The sequence below is a fragment of the Peterkaempfera griseoplana genome (genome assembly GCF_001418575.1).
GTDB classification, from domain to species: Bacteria; Actinomycetota; Actinomycetes; order Streptomycetales; family Streptomycetaceae; genus Peterkaempfera; species Peterkaempfera griseoplana.
The window spans coordinates 1-17,017 of the sequence record NZ_LIQR01000099.1; the positions used below are offsets into that span (position 1 = coordinate 1).

15 protein-coding genes and 2 pseudogenes are annotated in these 17,017 nt (G+C 69.9%); 13 read left to right on the forward strand and 4 right to left on the reverse strand.

Going from position 1 to position 17,017, the window contains the following annotated elements; all coding sequences use genetic code 11:
- Nucleotides 1-96: 96 nt before the first annotated feature.
- Complete coding sequence (locus tag AOK09_RS08120; RefSeq protein ID WP_055586442.1) at nt 97-624, reverse strand: hypothetical protein; 528 nt, start codon at nt 622-624, stop codon at nt 97-99.
- 125 nt (nt 625-749) lie between these two features.
- Between AOK09_RS08120 and AOK09_RS08125 the strand changes: the two genes are divergently transcribed.
- Nucleotides 750-1,367 carry a TetR/AcrR family transcriptional regulator gene (locus AOK09_RS08125; protein WP_055586443.1) on the forward strand — a complete coding sequence of 206 codons (618 nt, stop codon included), beginning with the start codon at nt 750-752 and terminating at the stop codon, nt 1,365-1,367.
- Nucleotides 1,368-1,613: 246 nt separating this feature from the next.
- On the opposite strand, the pseudogene tpg reads toward AOK09_RS08125, so the two are convergent.
- Nucleotides 1,614-1,833, reverse strand: a pseudogene (gene tpg / locus AOK09_RS41855) (telomere-protecting terminal protein Tpg); the annotation flags it as partial.
- A gap of 14 nt (nt 1,834-1,847) precedes the next feature.
- On the opposite strand from tpg, the pseudogene AOK09_RS38915 reads away from it, so the two are divergent.
- The 7 genes and pseudogenes from AOK09_RS38915 to AOK09_RS08160 form a co-directional block, all read left to right on the forward strand.
- A pseudogene (locus AOK09_RS38915) lies at nt 1,848-1,967 on the forward strand (glycine C-acetyltransferase); the annotation flags it as partial.
- A 519-nt stretch (nt 1,968-2,486) separates the two neighbouring features.
- Nucleotides 2,487-3,374, forward strand: a complete 888-nt coding sequence (locus AOK09_RS08135) for an SDR family oxidoreductase (RefSeq protein ID WP_055586445.1) — start codon at nt 2,487-2,489, stop codon at nt 3,372-3,374.
- A 768-nt stretch (nt 3,375-4,142) separates the two neighbouring features.
- Nucleotides 4,143-4,553 (forward strand): Nramp family divalent metal transporter, encoded by a 411-nt coding sequence (locus AOK09_RS43620; protein ID WP_055586446.1) that lies wholly within the window; start codon nt 4,143-4,145, stop codon nt 4,551-4,553.
- 598 nt (nt 4,554-5,151) lie between these two features.
- Nucleotides 5,152-6,111, forward strand: a complete 960-nt coding sequence (locus AOK09_RS08145) for an NADP-dependent oxidoreductase (protein WP_055586447.1) — start codon at nt 5,152-5,154, stop codon at nt 6,109-6,111.
- Nucleotides 6,112-6,485: 374 nt separating this feature from the next.
- Nucleotides 6,486-6,950 (forward strand): pyridoxamine 5'-phosphate oxidase family protein, encoded by a 465-nt coding sequence (locus AOK09_RS08150; RefSeq protein WP_055586448.1) that lies wholly within the window; start codon nt 6,486-6,488, stop codon nt 6,948-6,950.
- Between the two features lie 465 nt (nt 6,951-7,415).
- On the forward strand, nt 7,416-8,855 hold the full coding sequence (pdxR, locus tag AOK09_RS08155; RefSeq protein WP_055586449.1) for a MocR-like pyridoxine biosynthesis transcription factor PdxR: 1,440 nt from the start codon (nt 7,416-7,418) through the stop codon (nt 8,853-8,855).
- Between the two features lie 237 nt (nt 8,856-9,092).
- Nucleotides 9,093-9,371: an NUDIX hydrolase gene (locus AOK09_RS08160; RefSeq protein ID WP_245687179.1), complete on the forward strand. Its 279-nt coding sequence runs from the start codon at nt 9,093-9,095 to the stop codon at nt 9,369-9,371.
- Here the strand turns inward: AOK09_RS08160 and AOK09_RS41865 are convergent.
- Together AOK09_RS41865 and AOK09_RS08165 are read right to left on the reverse strand one after the other, a co-directional pair.
- Entirely contained in the window at nt 9,346-9,954 is a 609-nt protein-coding gene (locus tag AOK09_RS41865; protein ID WP_407675368.1) for a transposase, read from the reverse strand. The two genes, AOK09_RS08160 and AOK09_RS41865, sit on opposite strands and share 26 nt — an antisense overlap.
- A gap of 457 nt (nt 9,955-10,411) precedes the next feature.
- Entirely contained in the window at nt 10,412-11,065 is a 654-nt protein-coding gene (locus tag AOK09_RS08165; RefSeq protein WP_055586450.1) for a TetR/AcrR family transcriptional regulator, read from the reverse strand.
- Between the two features lie 145 nt (nt 11,066-11,210).
- On the opposite strand from AOK09_RS08165, the gene AOK09_RS08170 reads away from it, so the two are divergent.
- From AOK09_RS08170 to AOK09_RS08190, 5 genes are all read left to right on the forward strand, one after another.
- Complete coding sequence (locus AOK09_RS08170) at nt 11,211-11,759, forward strand: carboxymuconolactone decarboxylase family protein (RefSeq protein ID WP_055586451.1); 549 nt, start codon at nt 11,211-11,213, stop codon at nt 11,757-11,759.
- 125 nt (nt 11,760-11,884) lie between these two features.
- The gene (locus AOK09_RS08175) at nt 11,885-12,679 is read left to right on the forward strand and encodes an isocitrate lyase/PEP mutase family protein (RefSeq protein ID WP_245687178.1); all 795 of its coding nucleotides are present in this window, start codon (nt 11,885-11,887) and stop codon (nt 12,677-12,679) included.
- A gap of 55 nt (nt 12,680-12,734) precedes the next feature.
- Complete coding sequence (locus AOK09_RS08180; protein ID WP_055586453.1) at nt 12,735-13,382, forward strand: nitroreductase family protein; 648 nt, start codon at nt 12,735-12,737, stop codon at nt 13,380-13,382.
- 423 nt (nt 13,383-13,805) lie between these two features.
- Nucleotides 13,806-14,189, forward strand: a complete 384-nt coding sequence (locus tag AOK09_RS08185) for an MmcQ/YjbR family DNA-binding protein (protein ID WP_055586455.1) — start codon at nt 13,806-13,808, stop codon at nt 14,187-14,189.
- Nucleotides 14,190-15,036: 847 nt separating this feature from the next.
- On the forward strand, nt 15,037-16,722 hold the full coding sequence (locus AOK09_RS08190; protein ID WP_055586454.1) for a ribonuclease J: 1,686 nt from the start codon (nt 15,037-15,039) through the stop codon (nt 16,720-16,722).
- Nucleotides 16,723-17,017: the final 295 nt, after the last annotated feature.

Consider the following 17,017-nt stretch of genomic DNA (forward strand, 5'->3'; position numbering starts at 1 on the left):
CGCGCACCGCACGCCGCACAGCCCCTCCACCCACGGCCGCACCGGCCCCTGCACCGCTCACGTGTCCGCAGGAGTGGGCGGGGCGGGCTGCTGCGGTCAGTGCACGAGGAGGCGGGGCTGCAGCAGGAGGCGGGGGGTGGCGCTGGTGCGCACGGCGGTGACGCGGTAGTGGTCGTGGAGCTCGCCGCCGGCGACCAGGGTGCCGCCGGTGGGGCGGACGGCGGTGTAGAGGGTGCCGGTCTGGCAGCCCAGCCGCACGCTGCGCCACCGGTGGCCGGCCGCGTCCAGGCGTTCCACGCGCACCTGTCCGGGTGAGAGGTACCCGCTGCCGCCACCGGCGCCTTCGACCAGCAGCTGCACGGAGGCGGTTCGGGCCGCGGGGAAAGTGCCGTGGTACTCCACGCTCACCTCGTGGCTCCTGCCGTCCGCTGCCACCGTGCGGGCGGGCAGGTCCTCGATGCGCTGGATCTGCGCCGCCCGCGCAGGGCGGACCGCAGCCGCGGCAACCGACGACGGCGACGACGACGGTCCGTTTGCCGCCGCGGCAAGTACAGGGGTGAGCGCGGCGCCGCCCAGCGTCAGAGCGGCTGCCGCGGCACCGGCCCGCAGTGCAAAACGGTTCATGGTCTGTCTCTCCCTTGTGTGCGCCTGGACGGTCTCGGGCCGTCAGCCCGACACCTCCAATGTAGACGATGGCAACAATGATGCCAGTGACATCAATGGTGACGTCGACAACATATAGTGCTCGCATGACCATGAAGCGCCCCTACCACCACGGAGACCTGCCCGCCGCACTGCTGGAGCGAGCCGAGCAGATCTTGACCGAGCGAGGCGTCGAGGCACTGTCCCTGCGGGAACTGGCCCGCGACATCGGGGTCAGCCACGCCGCGCCCCGCCGCCACTTCAAGGACAAGCAGGCGCTCCTGGACGCCCTCGCCCTGAACGGCTTCGACCGGCTCCACACAGCGCTCAGGCAAGCCGAGGAGCCCGCCGAGACCTTCGCCCAGCGGCTCACCGCCCACGCCACGGCGTACCTGCAGTTCATGAGCGCCAACGCCGCACTGCTCGACCTGATGTACGCCGGCCACCACAGCCCCGACACCTCCGAAGAGTTCACCGCAGCCGTCGAACGCCTGGGCGCCGGCCTGCGCGACTCCACCACCAAAGGACAAGCCGACGGCGAGATCAGGCCCGGCGACCCCGAACAGATCGTCCAGGCCGTCACCAGCGCCGTCCACGGCGTGGCCACTTACCGTGCCCGCGGACTCCTCAGCCCCCACCAAGCCGAGGACGTCCTCACCCACCTCATCGACTACCTCCTCCACGGCCTGTCCCCCGCCAAGCCCGAGCCCCGCAAGGGACATTGACGGCCAGTACGTCACCGAGGCGGTCGCACCTGTGTATGTCGAGGTGGGTGACCCAGGCGTCGAGGCCCCGACGCCCCAGTCCCCCGCCGCTGCGCATGCCATACCGGTCTGCACGACGTTGGCACCGGCTTTCGTCACTCGTGTCACAAGTAGTCGGCAGAGGACGTCAGCAACTTGTCCCTGTTCAAGCCAAGCCCTCCACTGACATCACATCGACGATCAGCAACTGACGATCACGCCCAGACCATCACTGAGTGCTTCGGCGGCGCTCTCTTGGAGGCGCTGGTCGGTGGCGCCCTGCTGCTGGGCGTCGAAGAGCCGGGCGGCGTGGCGGGGCGACGGTCAGGTGGCGCAGCCTGGCGTCGTCGGTGGAGCCGATGGGGGCGGTGTAGCCGATGCGGGTGTCGATGACGATGCCGCCGGTGGTGGCCGCCTTGTGCTGGACCTGGGCGCGGATGTGGGGTTTTGCCAGCGTGCTACCGCTCGTACCTCTTCTCCAACTCCCTCGCCCCGGTGATCGCCGCCGCCTCGCTCAAGGTCCTCGACCTGCTGGAGGATTCGGCCGGGCTGCGCCAGCGTCTGCGCGACAACACCGCGCTGTTGCCTTCGTCGCCGCGCGGGCGGCCTGGCGGACTCCTCGGAGGGATAGCCGATGCCGCGGGCTGGACGGGTACACCGACGACCGGGGCAGACCGACTGGGGCACGCCGACCGGGGCATGCCCCATCGGCACCCGGGTTCGACGGCCGCGGTCACCTGCGCCTGAGCAGCAATGCAGCGGAGTCTGACCCGTGGCATCGGCAGCCCACGGCTCGACGCCCTCACCGATGACGGATCGGGATCGGTTGGGGCGGCCCGCGGTGCAGTGTGCGGCTGGTGGCGGAGATGCGGGGCGGTGTCGGATCGTCTCGGAGAACGACTGAGGCGACCCGCAGCCGCAACGAGTCGCTCGCGCGCGTCCGGCTCGGCACGACATGCAGGCACTGATTAAGGTGGTGGCCGGGGCAGAGAAGATGCGGTCGCCGCGTCGGGAACGTTCCAGCGGCGGCGGCACGCGAAGGGCCCGGACCGCCAGTTCCTGCCCTGCGACACAGCGTCACAGCAGTCATCTGGAGCTCGCATGCGCGTGTTCGTCACCGGCGTCAGCGGCAGCATCGGCTCAGTTGTCGTGCCCGAACTCATCGAAGCTGGTCACGAGGTCCTCGGCCTGGTCCGCTCCGATGCCGCCGCTACGGCCGTCGCCGCCGCCGGCGGGACGCCGCTCCGCGGCGACCTCACCGACCTCGACAGCCTCCGCGTCGGCGCCACGCAGGCCGACGGTGTCATCAACCTGGCTTTCAGCAACGACTGGAGCAATCTGGAGCAGGCGATCGGCGAGGAGGCGCGCGCCGTGCAGACCCTCGCGGTCGCACTCGTGGGCAGTGACAAGCCGTTTGTGCATGCCGGCCTCACGCCCATGGTGCCAGGCCACGTCTCCACCGAGGAGGACCCCAACACCACCGAGGGTCCGGTCGGCGGCCGCGGCCGCACCTGCGACGCGGTACTTTCCCTGGCCGCCCAGGGTGTCCGGTCCTCTGTCGTGCGGCTGCCGCGCTCCGTGCACCAGCGCGGGTCGGCGTACGGCTTCTGCACGGCGCTCATCGCGGCCGCGCAGAAGACGGGCGTGGCACCGTATGTCGGCGACGGCGCACAACGATGGCCGGCAGTCAACCGGCTTGACGCCGCCCGGCTGTTCCGCATCGCACTCGAGGACGCTGCGCCCGGCTCGGTACTGAACGCGGTAGCCGACGAGGGCGACACCATGCGGTCGCTGGCCGAGGCTGTCGGCGGCGTTCTCGGGGTGCCGGTCGAGTCGGCGCCGCCTGAGCGCTTCGGCCTCATCGGCCGCCTGTTCGCCCTTGACATGCCATCGTCGAGTGCCCTGACCCGGGAACGGTTCGGCTGGGAGCCCACCCACCCAAGCCTGATCGACGACCTCGCTGCCGGCGACTATCCGGCCCTGAGCTGAAGTCCTCGGGATGTCGCCGGGACCGGACAGGGCGAGTGACTGCTGATCTTCTGTGTACACGGGCCGCACCGTGACCGACCGACGGGAAGAGCTCTGACCGGGCCGCGCGGCCAGGTACTGATCGCGCATGGCTTCGTCGCGTTCCCCAACAAGTCCGGTCAGAAGCCGCGAAGGCGTATCCGGCCGGTGACTTCAGCAACGCCGAGGCAATCGGGTGCCGCCGGTGACCTCGGTCAATCGGCCAGAACCGCGGGGTCGTGATCGACACCGAGCAGGTCAACGGCCCCGACCGTCCCTGCCGAGGGCTCCGCTCCTCGGCGGCCCGCGGCGGAGATCAGTCGCCAGCCCACGGCCAGTGGCCACGCCACGGCGGGAGACCGACGCCGACATCGTCGGGGAGCATCTGCACGCGCGCACTGTGCTGCCCGGGCAGTGGATGGATGGCCGGCCGGGTCCCATCCAAGGCCTCACGACCCGGTCCACCGCCCGATCCCCGTTGGACCGAGATCGCGACGGCGCCCGGTCCGGCCTCCCGGAGCTCCCCCCGCGCGCCGCACCCGGCTGTCCGGGCCGACACGGGCGTGGCAGCCTGCCCGGTACGGGCTCGCAGAGGAACGCCGAGCAGATGCAGGCCGCCCTCTGTCCCGGCCGGCTCCCCGACCGCTCCGGGGGGCTCCCGCCGGGCCTTCCTGGGATCGGCAGCACGCGCCGGCGACCGAGCCGGGACTGCCCGGGACCGCTGGTCCTCTCACGCCCCAGGGAGCAGCCGTGACCACGCTTTCCCCCACACCCGACCTACAGCTCCGCCGAACCCGCGCTGTCCGCTTCAAACGCTGCAGGCCGGCATTCGTCGCCGCGATCGCCTACGTGGACCCCGGCAACGTCGTGACCAACATGACGGCCGGAGCCCGCTACGGCACGAACCTGCTGTGGGTCGTGGTGCTCGCGACCGTGATCGCCGGCCCTGTGCAGTACCTGGCCGCGAAGCTGGGGGCGACCACCGGCCGCAGCCTCCCGCAGCTCATAGCCGGGCGGTACTCCCCGCCCCGGCGGCTGACCCGCCAGGAAGCCGACCGAGCCGAAGAGGCCCACCAGACCGCACGACGGCGGGCGCAGCAGGCCGCCGCCCGCGCCGAAGAGCAGCGCCGCCAACTGCACACCCTCAGAGAGAAGGACTGAACGGGCTGCGCCGCGGTGGAACCGGCTGCCGCGTATGCCGTCCTGGCATGGGGTGGGCCTCCGCTGCGGCGCGAAGGCCCGGAGTCAGCAGATCGGGCTGAACGCAGACAGGCACGAGCCCCACGCCCCAGGAAGCGGCAAGTCCCTGACCACCGCGACGCAAGATCATCTCTGCCTACCCACCCACCCTGGTCCCTGGCGGCCTGGATCCACAACCGCAGAGTGGGCTTGACAGCCCAGTACTGCATGGTGTTGGCTCAGAGAAGTGGGCTAAGCAGCCCAAAATGCTTAGCCTGACCACCTGGGCTCGGCGACTGCTCGGGCACCCACCGGAGGGGCTGCTCCCGCCGTGTCGCGACTGGACACGCCCCTCCCTCCGGCGCCCCCGCGGGCGCACGAGAGACCGTCGACAAGTTCGGCACACAGTTCGAAAACCGACCACCTATTCACCCATCCACGGCATGGGAAACGGCTGCAGCGCACAGACCGCGAACGCCTCGATCCTCCCTGTCAGCCCAGCCCGGCACGGGGCCCAATCCGATTATTCGGCGTTAAGGTGAATATCGCCGGCGCCAAAGTAATGCAACAGAGTCAAGAAATGACAGCCGGCCTGTACCTGCCGTCGGCCGGCCGAGTGAAGGAGATCACCATGAAGGCAAGCGGAGTGTCCGGGCCCGGTGCGGACGTTGTCCTCCTGGAGGTGCCTGAGCCGCCGGCCCCTGGTGCTGGTCAGCTTCTGCTGGAGGTGGAGGCGGCCGGTGTCGGTCCGTGGGACCAGTTGCTGAACGGTACGGGCTGGGATGTGGGGCTGCGTCCGCCGGCGGCGCTGGGTGTGGAGGGTGCGGGCCGGGTCGTGGCCGTGGGTCCTGACGTCGAGGGCTTCGCCGTCGGTGACCGGGTGCTGGCGCACGAGGCCCCGTTGCCCGGAGGCAGTGGCTTCTGGGCTGAGCGGGTGCTGATCACCGCGGCCAGTGCTGCCATCAGCCCGGCGGGGCTGGATCCGGTGCAGGCGGGGGCGCTGCCGGTTGCCGGGCTCACGGCGTACCAGTCGCTGGAGGCGCTGGGACTCAACCAGGGACACCGGCTTCTGATCACCAATGGTGGTGGGGCGACCGGTGTGCTGGCGTTGCAACTTGCTGCTGCCCGGGGGATCGAGGTGACGGTGACGGCGTCCGCTTCGGCTGCTGAGCGCCTGCGTCGTCTGGGTGCGCTGGAGGTCGTCGACTACCACGACTCGGATTGGACCGGCCGGGTTCGCGGCGGGTTCGATGGTGCGCTGATCGCCGCGGAGGGCACCGCGCAGGCCGCCCTGTCGCTGCTGCGGGACGGTGGGCGGCTGGTGTCGCTGACCTCGGACGCGCCCGCGGAGGAGCGCGGTATCACCACTGTGGACCTCTACATCCGGCCCGATGGCGCTCAGCTTGCCCATCTGGCGGAGGCGGTCGCGGAGGGGAAACTGAAGCAGAACGTGGAAGCGGTCCCGTTCAGTGAAGGGCCGGCCGCTTACGCCCGGGTGTCCGCCGGACAGGCCGGCGGCAAGAAGATCGTGCTCACCTGAGCACATCCACGACGGGGTGTCGCCGGGCCCTGACACCGGCTCACGACGCCCGCCGGACACGGCACGGCCGACCGGGGCGCGCATCAGGCGGTCCTGCCGGTTCACCGTGGCGCCGTAGGCGGGGAACGGCCGGTCGGGTTCCGCGTTCCGGGACCCGTCCCCAAAAACGGCCGTTCGGGCGGATGTGATCACGGACCGAGCATCTGCGGACGAGAGGCGTCCACGCGATCGGGAGGCCACCCGTGCATCAGCGCAGGGCGGGCAGCCTGGAGCCACCCAAGCCATCAGCCCGCTGTGCCACGCACTCGAAAAGGGCTGCGTCGCGACAGTCCAGGAGGCGGGGCACGCAGACGTCGCAGAAAGGTTGAGGAGCGATGGGAATAATCACTGAGGACATGCGGCAGATCGTCACCAGCGCCAAGCTTGCGTTCGTTGCGACGGTCTGCGAGGACGGCTCTCCGAACCTCTCCCCCAAGGGGTCCGTGCGCGTCTACGACGACGATCACCTGGTATTCATGAACATGGCCTCGCCCAATACGGTGGAGAACCTCCGGCACAATCCGCGGGTTGAGGTCAACATAATCGACTTCCTGCTCCGGCGGGGGTACCGCTTCAAGGGAACAGCCGAAATCCGAGGGGAAGGCGACCCGGTGTACGACTGGTCCCGCCAGTGGGTGCTGAACACCCACGGCGATCCCGTCTACCCGTGCCACGAGGCCGTACTGATTCGGGTGGACCGGGCGCTGCGGGTGGACTCTCCTGCGTACACGTTCGGGCACGCGAACGAGGACGACCTGAAGCATGAGTGGGCCGCCAACTACGGTGTGACATACGGTTGATGCGACATGGGGCCGTCTGTCGAGCGCAGGAACGCTCGCGGATCACGATCCTTGGCCTCCCCTGCGTGCCAGGCCCCTGCCCCCATGGTGACGCCCATGGCGATCTTGTAGCAGCTCCGCAGGAGCAGGGGCGGGGGCTGACGCGGCGACGCATGGTGCGCGTGCGCTCCGTTTCGAGCCCTCGCCGCCTCAACCTCGCCGGCGGCCCACCCCGCCTTGGGGACCTCCGTGCCGTCGCCTGGAAGGCGAGGAGGCCGGTGCGCGGAAGATCCGGCTCGGGGAAGCGCACTCGTGGTCCTGCTGAGGACACCACAGACGATCACGCCGACCGGTCCGCGCCTGCGGCGGACACACTCGCCGCACGACACCGCGCTCGGTTCTCACCGCAGCAAGGCTGCGCAGGTGCGCAGCGCGGCCCCATGGGACAACCGGCCAGTCGATGGTATGGGAGTACGGTGCATTTACATGACAGGTTCCCGGACCAATTCCGCGTCCGGTCAGCCCTCCGCGGGCGGTGCCGACCTGCATCTGGAGCTGCACGGACCCAGGCTGCGTGCAGGGCTCACCGACGCCTTGAGGCAGGCCGTGCGCACGGGACGGCTGGCGCCGGGCAGCCGGCTGCCGGCCTCCCGCGCACTGGCTGCGGATCTCGGCGTCGCCCGCAACACCGTGGTCGAGTCCTACGCCGAACTGATCGCCGAGGGCTGGCTCACCGCCCAGCAGGGCTCCGGCACCCGGGTGGCCACCCGGGTCGAGCCGCACAAGCCCCCGCCCGACGCTCTGCGCACAAGTCCGGACGAGCCCCGTCCCCGGTACGACCTGCAGACGGGTGCACCGGACCTGGCGACCTTTCCGCGCACGCAGTGGCTCGCCGTGGCCCGTCGGGCTTTGACCGCCGCGCCACACGACGCCTTCGGCTACGGCGACGCCCGCGGCCGGATGGAGCTGCGCACCGCACTCGCGGACTACCTGGCGCGGGCCCGCGGGGTGTACGCGCAGCCGGAGCGGATCGTCGTCTGTTCCGGTTTCCACCACGGCCTGGCACTGATGGCGCAGGCGCTCAGGGCGCGACGGGTGCGGGAGGTCGCCGTCGAGGCCTACGGACTCGGCCTGTATCGCGGCCTGCTGGCGAACGCCGGTCTGCACACCCCGCCCCTCGACGTCGATGACCACGGTGCACGCGTCGACGACCTGGCGCGACTGCGCAAGGTGGGGGCGGTGCTGATGACCCCGGCGCACCAGTACCCGACGGGGGTCGCGCTCAGTCCGCAGCGGCGCACGGCGGCCGTGGAGTGGGCACGTGCCACGGGCGGCCTGATCCTTGAGGACGACTACGACGGGGAGTTCCGGTACGACCGTCAGCCGGTGGGGGCCCTGCAGTGCCTCGATCCGGAGCGGGTGGTGTACTTCGGTTCCGTGAGCAAGTCCCTGGCACCGGGGGTACGGCTCGGATGGATGGTGCTGCCGGAGGACCTCGTCCCGCAGATCGTGGCGGCCAAAGGGCACGGCGACTACATGACGAGTGCCCTGGAGCAGCTGACGCTGGCGGAATTCATCGCCTCGGGTGCGTACGACCGTCATGTGCGTTCGATGCGGCTGCGCTACCGTCGTCGCCGCGATCAGCTGGTCGAGGTCCTGCGCCAGAAGGCACCCGGCATTCGTGTGACCGGGATGGCGGCAGGACTGCAAACGGTCCTCGAACTCCCGCGTGGAACCGAGATCCCGGTGGTCCAGGCCGCGGCACGGCACGGTCTGGCGGTCAGGGGGCTGACGCAGTTCCGCTGCGAAGTGGCGGACTGCGGATGGCAGTTGCCCGAACGGGACGCCCTGGTGGTCAACTACGCGGCGCCCTCGGACAGCGCGTGGGCAGGCACACTCGACGCACTGTGCAGGGTGCTGCCCTGAGGACTCCTCACCCACGTGCGGTTCCCTCAGACGGTGCCTCGATCGATGGTCGGGGCTGCGTCAGTCCCTGGCCACCACCCGCGCCGGATGGGGCTTGGGTAGTGTCCATGCCATGGAGGAGAGCGCAATCAGGCGAGAAGCTGTCGTGGCCGTCCTGCAGAGGGACGATCAGGTCCTGGTGATCCTGCGGGGTCCGCAAGCACGACAACCGGCTACTGGGCCCCGCTCAGTGGCACGATCGAGCCGGGTGAGCAGCAACACGACACGCTGGTTCGTGAAGTGCACGAGGAGATCGGGCTACGCGTGACTCCCCTCGACAAGGTCTGGGAGAACACGACCGGCGACGGTGGCTTCGTACTGCACTGGTGGACCGCCGCGGTCACGGGCGGAGAGCTCACCCTCGGTCCAGGGGAGGTCAGCGAGGCTCGCTGGGTCACCGCTGAGGAATTCGGGGAGTTGCAGCCGACGTTCGCGCAGGATCACCGCTTCTTCACCGACATTCTCCCTGGGCTGTGATCGTGGTGTCGCAGTGGGTGCTGCGGCGGTGACAGATCAGGGCACTGGCGATACCGGAGAAGGCGAGGAAGTGCCCGGCCTTGCCCTCGCAGCGGCGGTGCAGGCGTCGGCGGCCGTTCAGCCAGGACCTGGTTGGCTCGACGACCCGGCGGTGCCGTCCCAGGCGGCTGGAGGACTCGATCCCACGGCGGGCGACGCGCGGCACGATGTGCCGACGGCGCAGCCAGTCGCGCGGATGGTCGAAGCCACGCCTCTCGTCCGCGTGCAGCTCGGCCGAGCGTCGGCGTCGGCGTCGGCGTCGGCGTCGGCGTCGGCGTCGGGGCCCGAACCGGGCGCGGAGCGGCGGGATACCGCGCATCAGCGGGATCAGGGCCTGACTGTCGTGCGGGTTGGCACCGGAGCTGCCCGCCGAGATCGGCAAGCCGTTCCGGTCGCAGACGACATGAATCCTCGTCCGAGCTTGCCTCGACGGGTCGGATTCGGTCCGGTCAGGCGCCCTCTTGCCCGTGCGGACGCCGGCCGAATCGATCGCGCACCTCGGCCGGTCCGGATCACCGTTGGCGCCGAGCCGATCGAGGACCACGCGGTGCAGCCTGGTCCACAGTCAGTGTCACAGCTCCGCAGACCGTGATCTCGCTCTGACTGCAACATTGGTCTGGGAATCTGTCGCAGAAATGGACCACACCCCGGCGCCACCGGGTGCGTAGCGTTGCAGGCATGAGCACGAACGAAGCACGCGGAAGCCCGCAGAGGCGCCCCCGCACACGCGCCGCCGGGCAGACCACCGATCGGTAGCCCTTCTCCGGTCGCGCCGGTCCTGGAAGCGCCCCTCGTGGCCTGGCTGCAGTCGTCGCCGACGGACGCGTGAGCTGCGGGTGAGAGCAGGGCGGGTCACCCGCACGCGGTGAGTTGCCCGCGCCGCGACAGTCTCGCGCGCCCGCCTCATGGGTCGGGTGCTCGACGGACGCCCGGGTCGGCTGGGCCGGCTGTCGCGGATACGACCATTTTCGCGTTCGATGGCGGTCTCAGTCCGCGGTGGCTCAGCGAACCTGCAGTACGTCGGCTTCGGGAGAGCTTGCGAAGGTCTGCACGTAGTCGATGGCCGCCTGCAACGCGTCCTTGAGCGGGGTGATGTCCCGAGCGACCTGGGCGAGGAGCATGCCGCCCTGGAATGCGGAGAGAAGCAGATTGGCCAGCTGTGCCGGATCCGCGTCGGTGCTGATGCGACCGAGTCGCTGCATGTGCTGGAGCCCGTCGCGGAAGATGTCCCGCCACTGACCGAATGCGCTCGTCAGCTCATCGTGAACGTCGAGGTCGGTCTTGATGATCTCGCTCGCGAGGGAGCCGAGGGTGCAGCCTTCCTGGTAGGCGCGCTCGTAGCCGACGTAGAAGTCCGCCCACTGCCGGAATGCGTCGAGGTCGTCGAAGGAGGCGAATCGCTCGCCGCGGTGGAACGCGAGGACGCGATCGGCCTGCCATGCGATCACTCCCAGGACGAGACTCTCCTTGGTCGGGAAGTAGTGGTTGAGCTGCGACCCGCTGACGCCGGCAGCGCGACGCAGCTGCTCGTTGTTCGTCGCGTGGACACCCTTGGTGTAGATGAGTTCTGCGGCATGCTCCAGGATCCGGGCACGCGTCGCCTGGCCCTTGTCCGTGAGCTTGCCGGGCACCCGAGCTCGCGTGGTGGCTTCCATACCTCACACGATACCCCGAAGTGGGCTTGACAGCCCAGTCCCGGATGGTGTTGGCTCCGAGAAGTGGGCTGCACAGCCCAAAAAATGCTCGGCCCTGAACCTGGGCTCGGCGACTCCTCACACACCCACCGGAGGCTGATCCGCCATGTCGCGACTGAACACCCCCTCTCTCGATGACACCCCCGCGGCCGCACGAGACACCCTCGGCAAGGTCGGCGCGCAGCTCGGCTTCGTCCCGAACATGTTCAGGACCATTGCCTCGAACCCCACTGTCCTCGACGCGGTCGTGACCCTGCAGGGCTCACTGAGTCGCGTTCTGGACGCGAAGACCCGGCACACCATCGCGCTCGCGGTGTCCGAGGCCAACGGGTGCGGTTACTGCCTGGCGATTCACACGTACGTGTCGTCCGAATTCGGCGGGATGTCGAGCCAGGACATCGAACTGGCTCGCGCCGGGAGCTCGGTCGACCCCAAGCGTGCCGCAGTCGCCCGCTTCGCCCAGCAGGTGGTCGAGAACCGCGGCCGAGTCAGCGACGCGGACCTCGCAGCTGTGCGAGGCGCCGGCTACACCGACCCGGAGATCCTGGCGATCACCACGGTCGCAGTGCAGGCCCTGCTGACCAACTTCCTCAACAACATCAACCAGACCGACATCGACGTCCCCTCCCCCGCCCCGGTCGGCACTCCCAGCTGAGCGCCGAAACCCGTCGAGGGGGCGGACCCAGCCGATGGACTCCCCACCGCCCCGGAGCGATCACTCGCAAGGCGATCATTCAGGAAAGGTTCGATATGCCGGGCTCTGAACTCTACGAGAGGTTCATGGCACTGCACACCCGCGAGGGTGGCCTTGTCATGCCGAACGCCTGGGACGGCCTCTCGGCGCTGGTGCTGGCCGATGCCGGCTTCGAGGCGATCGCGACATCGTCGGCGGCGCTCGCCGCCACGCTTGGCCGCTTCGACGGACGTCACGCCGTCGCCCGCGAGGAGCACCTCGACCATGCGCGGCTGCTCGGCCGGGTCACCGGACTGCCTGTCAACGGAGACTTCGAGGACGGTTACGGCGAGACGCCCGAGGACGTCGCCACGACCGTGGCGGCCGCCGTCGCATGCGGCCTCGCCGGGATCGGGATCGAAGACACCTCGGGCAACCCCGATCAGCCGATCCGCCGCTTCGACGAGGCTGTCGCCCGCGTACGCAGCGCCGTCGACGCGGCCAAGGGGCGCATCGTCATCACCGGTCGCACGGACAACTTCCTTCAAGGGCGTCCCGACCTCGAGGACACCATCCGCCGCCTGACAGCCTTCGCCGAGGCGGGCGCCGATGTGCTCTACGCGCCGTTCCCGCCCGACCTGGACGCACTCGTCGCGATCGTCACCGCGGTCGCGCCGACACCGGTCAACGTCCTCATCTCACCATCGGACAACGTGCTGACCGTCGCTGAGCTCCAGAAGGTCGGGGTCAAACGCATCAGCCTGGGCCCGGCGCTCTACACCCACGCCGCGGGTGCACTCGAACAGGCCACCCGGGCTCTCGTCGCGGGCGACCTCGCCTCTGCCACGACAGGTATGAGCTTCGACCGCATCAACGAGCTGCTCGCCCGCACCACCGACTGACCAGACCCGCGATTCACCGCTCTCCCCACTGATCACACGACGAAGTCAGGTTGAAATGAATCTCGACAAGCTCATGAACAAGCACCTCACCAGGTACTTCGACGCCGGCAAGACCATCCCGGAGGAGACGCTCCAGCAACTGCTGAGGTTCCTGCGGTCGACCCCGTCGTCAACGAACATCCAGCCCAACCACTTCTACGTCCTCGCCACGCCCGAAGGTAAGGAGCGGCTCGCGGCCAACCTGGGCGAACGATTCCAGGACAACAGCGTGAAGATCCTCAACGCCTCACACACCGTCATCCTCACCACCAGGGCGGACCTCCCCGAGAGCCACCTCGAAGCGGTGTTCCACAAGGAAAGGGCCGACGGCCGGTTCCCCGACCCCGCCAAGCACGATCTGTGGGAGTCGATGACCCGCGACTTCCTCAATCTGCGCAACTACGGCTACAAGGACCTGAACCACTGGATGGAGAAGCAGACCTACCTGGCCATGGGTCTGACCATGATGGCGGCTGCTGAGCTCGGCGTCGAAGCCATGCCCCTCGAAGGGTTCGACCCGACCAGCGTCGACAAGGCCTTCAAGATCCGCGAGACCGGCCACACCACCACGGTGCTGCTGGCCCTCGGCTACCCCGACCCCGCGAAGGTATACAGCACCCCGGTCTCGCGGTTCGAGCCCGACCAGCTGTTCACCTTCATGTAGAACGGGAACCAACGCCAGCTGCTGGTTCCAGCAACACCACCGCCGCGGGTCTCTTCGAACGTCACACCACAGGAGCCTTCGAGGCGGGGACCAAAAACCGGCAGCCGGGCGTTCCCCCACCCGGCGCACACGATGCACACCAGTCCCGGTTCTGCAGTCGCGGGCCGCACGTCGGCAACCTGGGTCATCAGCTGCCGGCCGGCGGCGCCGTCGTGGACACCCGCAGCGGTGCCGCCGTATCGGTGCACGCGGATGCGGCCGCCCGCATCGCACCACCTGCGTAACCGTCTCCCCACCCCCGCCCGCTGCCGCCACTGTCGCCGACGCGCGGGCGCCGTCGCTCCTGGCAGCCATACGCGAGACGCCACATCGAGCCTTGGCCGGGCGGCCAGGGCACCCAGATCGACAGAGGAGTTGATCACCTTGGACGGACAGGAGCTGCAGAAGATCGCCGGCGACTGCACCGTGGACCTGCCCGGCGCCGACCTGGAGCATCGTCTCGACCCCGCCTGGGAGCTCTACAAGGTGCAGGGCAAGGTCTTCATGCTGATGACCGACATGCCAGGACACCCCGTCGTGATCCTCAAAGCGGATCCGGACGACGCCGTAGCACTGCGGGAGCAGCACGCAGACATCACCCCCGGCTATCACATGAACAAGAGGCACTGGATCACGGTGGAAGGCGGAGGCACCATCGACGAGAAGCTGGTCAAGGAGCTCGTGAGCGACTCCTACCGCCTCGTGGTCGGCAAGCTTCCCACGTCCGAGCAACCTGTGGATCCGCGCACCTACGGCGGCCGCGCCTGACCTTCGTCATACCCGTCAGCGGCGAGCAGCTCCAGGACAAAGCACGCGACACGACGCCGGCGACGGCCTGCGGTACACGGCACCGTTGCTGCGCCAGTGGCTGTGGACGTGGGCATACGGAGGCAACACCCGCGGCGATCACCAGACCGCCCGCCACCAGCGCCACCAGAGTTCCGGCCGCTCACCGGTGCGACGTCTCGGACCGTCACGGCGCCCGCGTCCCTGCGGCTCAGTCCGTTCTGGACGCCGTTCACCGAGGTCGCCAGGCCGGTCCCGAAGGTCGCCGCCGCCGTAGGGGCGGGCCGGGCGAAAGGGTACGCCAGCCGCAGGCTCGGAGCGCGCGGCACCGAGCCCCGGCCACGGGCGCCGCCGCTGGCGGCACCGGGGCCGGGGCCTGCCGCGGCGAGCGGGCCCACTGCGGCCTGGCGGTCAGGGGCGCAGCAGGTCCCCGAGGTGGCGGCGGCACACGCATACCCGGCACGCCGCCGCTGTGCGGGTCGGGCACAAGCCATTCGCGGAGGTGGTGTTCGACGCGGACGCCGTCCTGGACGGTGCCTGCCCACGCGCAGGGGTGGGCGTTGTCGTGGGGGTCGAGCTCGATCACGCCGTCCGGCGGGAGGATCAGGAGGGGCACTTCCCCGGTGTGCGCGGTCGTGGCCCGGGCAGCCAGGGCGGCGCGGCGGCCCGGTGGGATCTGCGCCGACACGGGGTTCACTGCCGGGGGGCGGGCGATGGGGTGCGGCTGTGCCAGCGTGAAGCGGCCCACGGCCTGCGGTCCGGGTGGCGATGCAGGAGCGGGCCCAGCCGTGGAGATCTTCTCGGCGCTTCTCCCGGTAGCGTGGAAGTCATGAGTCACCCACACCCGGAACTGGGGCCGCCGCCGCCGCTGCCCGACGGTGCCCTGCGGATCGTCCCCCTGGGCGGACTGGGGGAGATCGGCCGCAACATGACCGTCTTCGAGCACGACGGACGGCTCCTCGTGATCGACTGCGGCGTGCTCTTCCCCGAGGACACCCAGCCGGGAGTGGACGTGATCCTCCCGGACTTCACGTGGATCCGCGACCGCCTGGACGACGTCGAGGCGGTCGTGCTGACCCACGGCCACGAGGACCACATCGGCGGCGTTCCCTACCTGCTGCGCGAGCGGAGCGACATCCCCGTCGTCGGCTCGCGGCTGACGCTGGCCTTCCTGGAGGCCAAGCTCAAGGAGCACCGCATCACCCCGAAGTCGGTGCGGGTCACGGAGGGCGACCGCCGCCGCTTCGGGCCGTTCGACTGCGAGTTCGTCGCCGTCAACCACTCCATCCCCGACGGCCTGGCCGTGGCCCTGCGCACCCGCGCCGGGCTGGTGCTGCACACCGGCGACTTCAAGATGGACCAGTTCCCGCTGGACTCCCGCATCACCGACCTGCGGGCGTTCTCGCGGCTCGGCGAGGAGGGCGTGGACCTCTTCCTGACGGACTCCACCAACGCGGAGGTCCCCGGGTTCACCATCTCCGAGCGTGACCTCAACCCGGCCATCGAGCAGGTCTTCCGCACCGCGCCCCGCCGGGTGATCGTCTCCAGCTTCGCCAGCCATGTGCACCGTATCCAGCAGGTGCTGGACGCCGCCCACGCGCACGGCCGCAAGGTCGCCTTCGTCGGCCGGTCCATGGTGCGCAACATGGGCATCGCCAGGGAACTCGGCTACCTCACCGTCCCGCCCGACCTGCTGGTGCAGCCCCGGGACCTGGACGGCATGCCCGACGAGAAGATCTGCCTGGTCTGCACCGGCTCCCAGGGCGAGCCGATGGCCGCGCTGTCGCGGATGGCCAACCGGGAGCACGAGATCCGCATCGGCAAGGGCGACACCGTCCTGCTCGCCAGCTCGCTGATCCCCGGGAACGAGAGCGCCATCTACCGGGTGATCAACGGCCTCGCCCGCTGGGGCGCCAACGTGGTCCACAAGGGCAACGCCAAGGTCCACGTCTCCGGCCACGCCAGCGCCGGCGAGCTCGCCTACTGCTACAACATCGTCAAGCCCGCCAACGTCATGCCCGTGCACGGCGAGTGGCGCCACCTCCAGGCCAACGCCGACATCGCGGTGCGCACCGGGGTGGCCCCCGAGCGCGCCGTGATCGTCGAGGACGGCGTCGTCGTCGACCTGGCCGACGGACGGGCCAAGGTCGCGGGCAAGGTCCCCGCCGGCTATGTGTACGTCGACGGCACCACGGTCGGCGGCGCCACCGAAGGCTCCCTGAAAGACCGGCGGACCCTCGCCGAGGAAGGCGTCGTCACCGTCGTCGCCCTCGTCGACGCCGACACGGGCAAGCTCACCGAACCGCCGGACTTCCTCGCCCGGGGCTTCGTCCACGACGACACCACCTTCGAACCGGTGATCCCCGCCATCGAGAAGGCACTGGCCAAGGCCGCACAGGAGGGCATCGGCGACGTCCACCAGCTCGAACAGCTGATCACCCGCGCCGTCGGCATCTGGGCCTGGCGCACCCACCGCCGCAGGCCCATGATCATCCCGGTGATCATCGACGCCTGACCCCGCGACCGCCAGGACAGCTCCACCCCGGGCCCCGCCCACACGCGAGGCGGCGAGGGCGGCCCCGTTCCCTGCACCACGGCGCGGCCCGGCGGCGACCCCGTCCACCGACACGCCCGCGAAGACCCGCGCAACAGAACACCCGGCCGAGCCGCTCCCCCGCCGACGCCGAGGGGTCCACCGCTGCTCCCAGCAGGGCGGCACCCCGCGCAGCGGCTCGCCCAGCGGGCGGCTGCGCGGGGTGGACCTGTGTCGGTGACTGCACTCCCGCCGCCCGGTCCCCGGCCGGGGACCG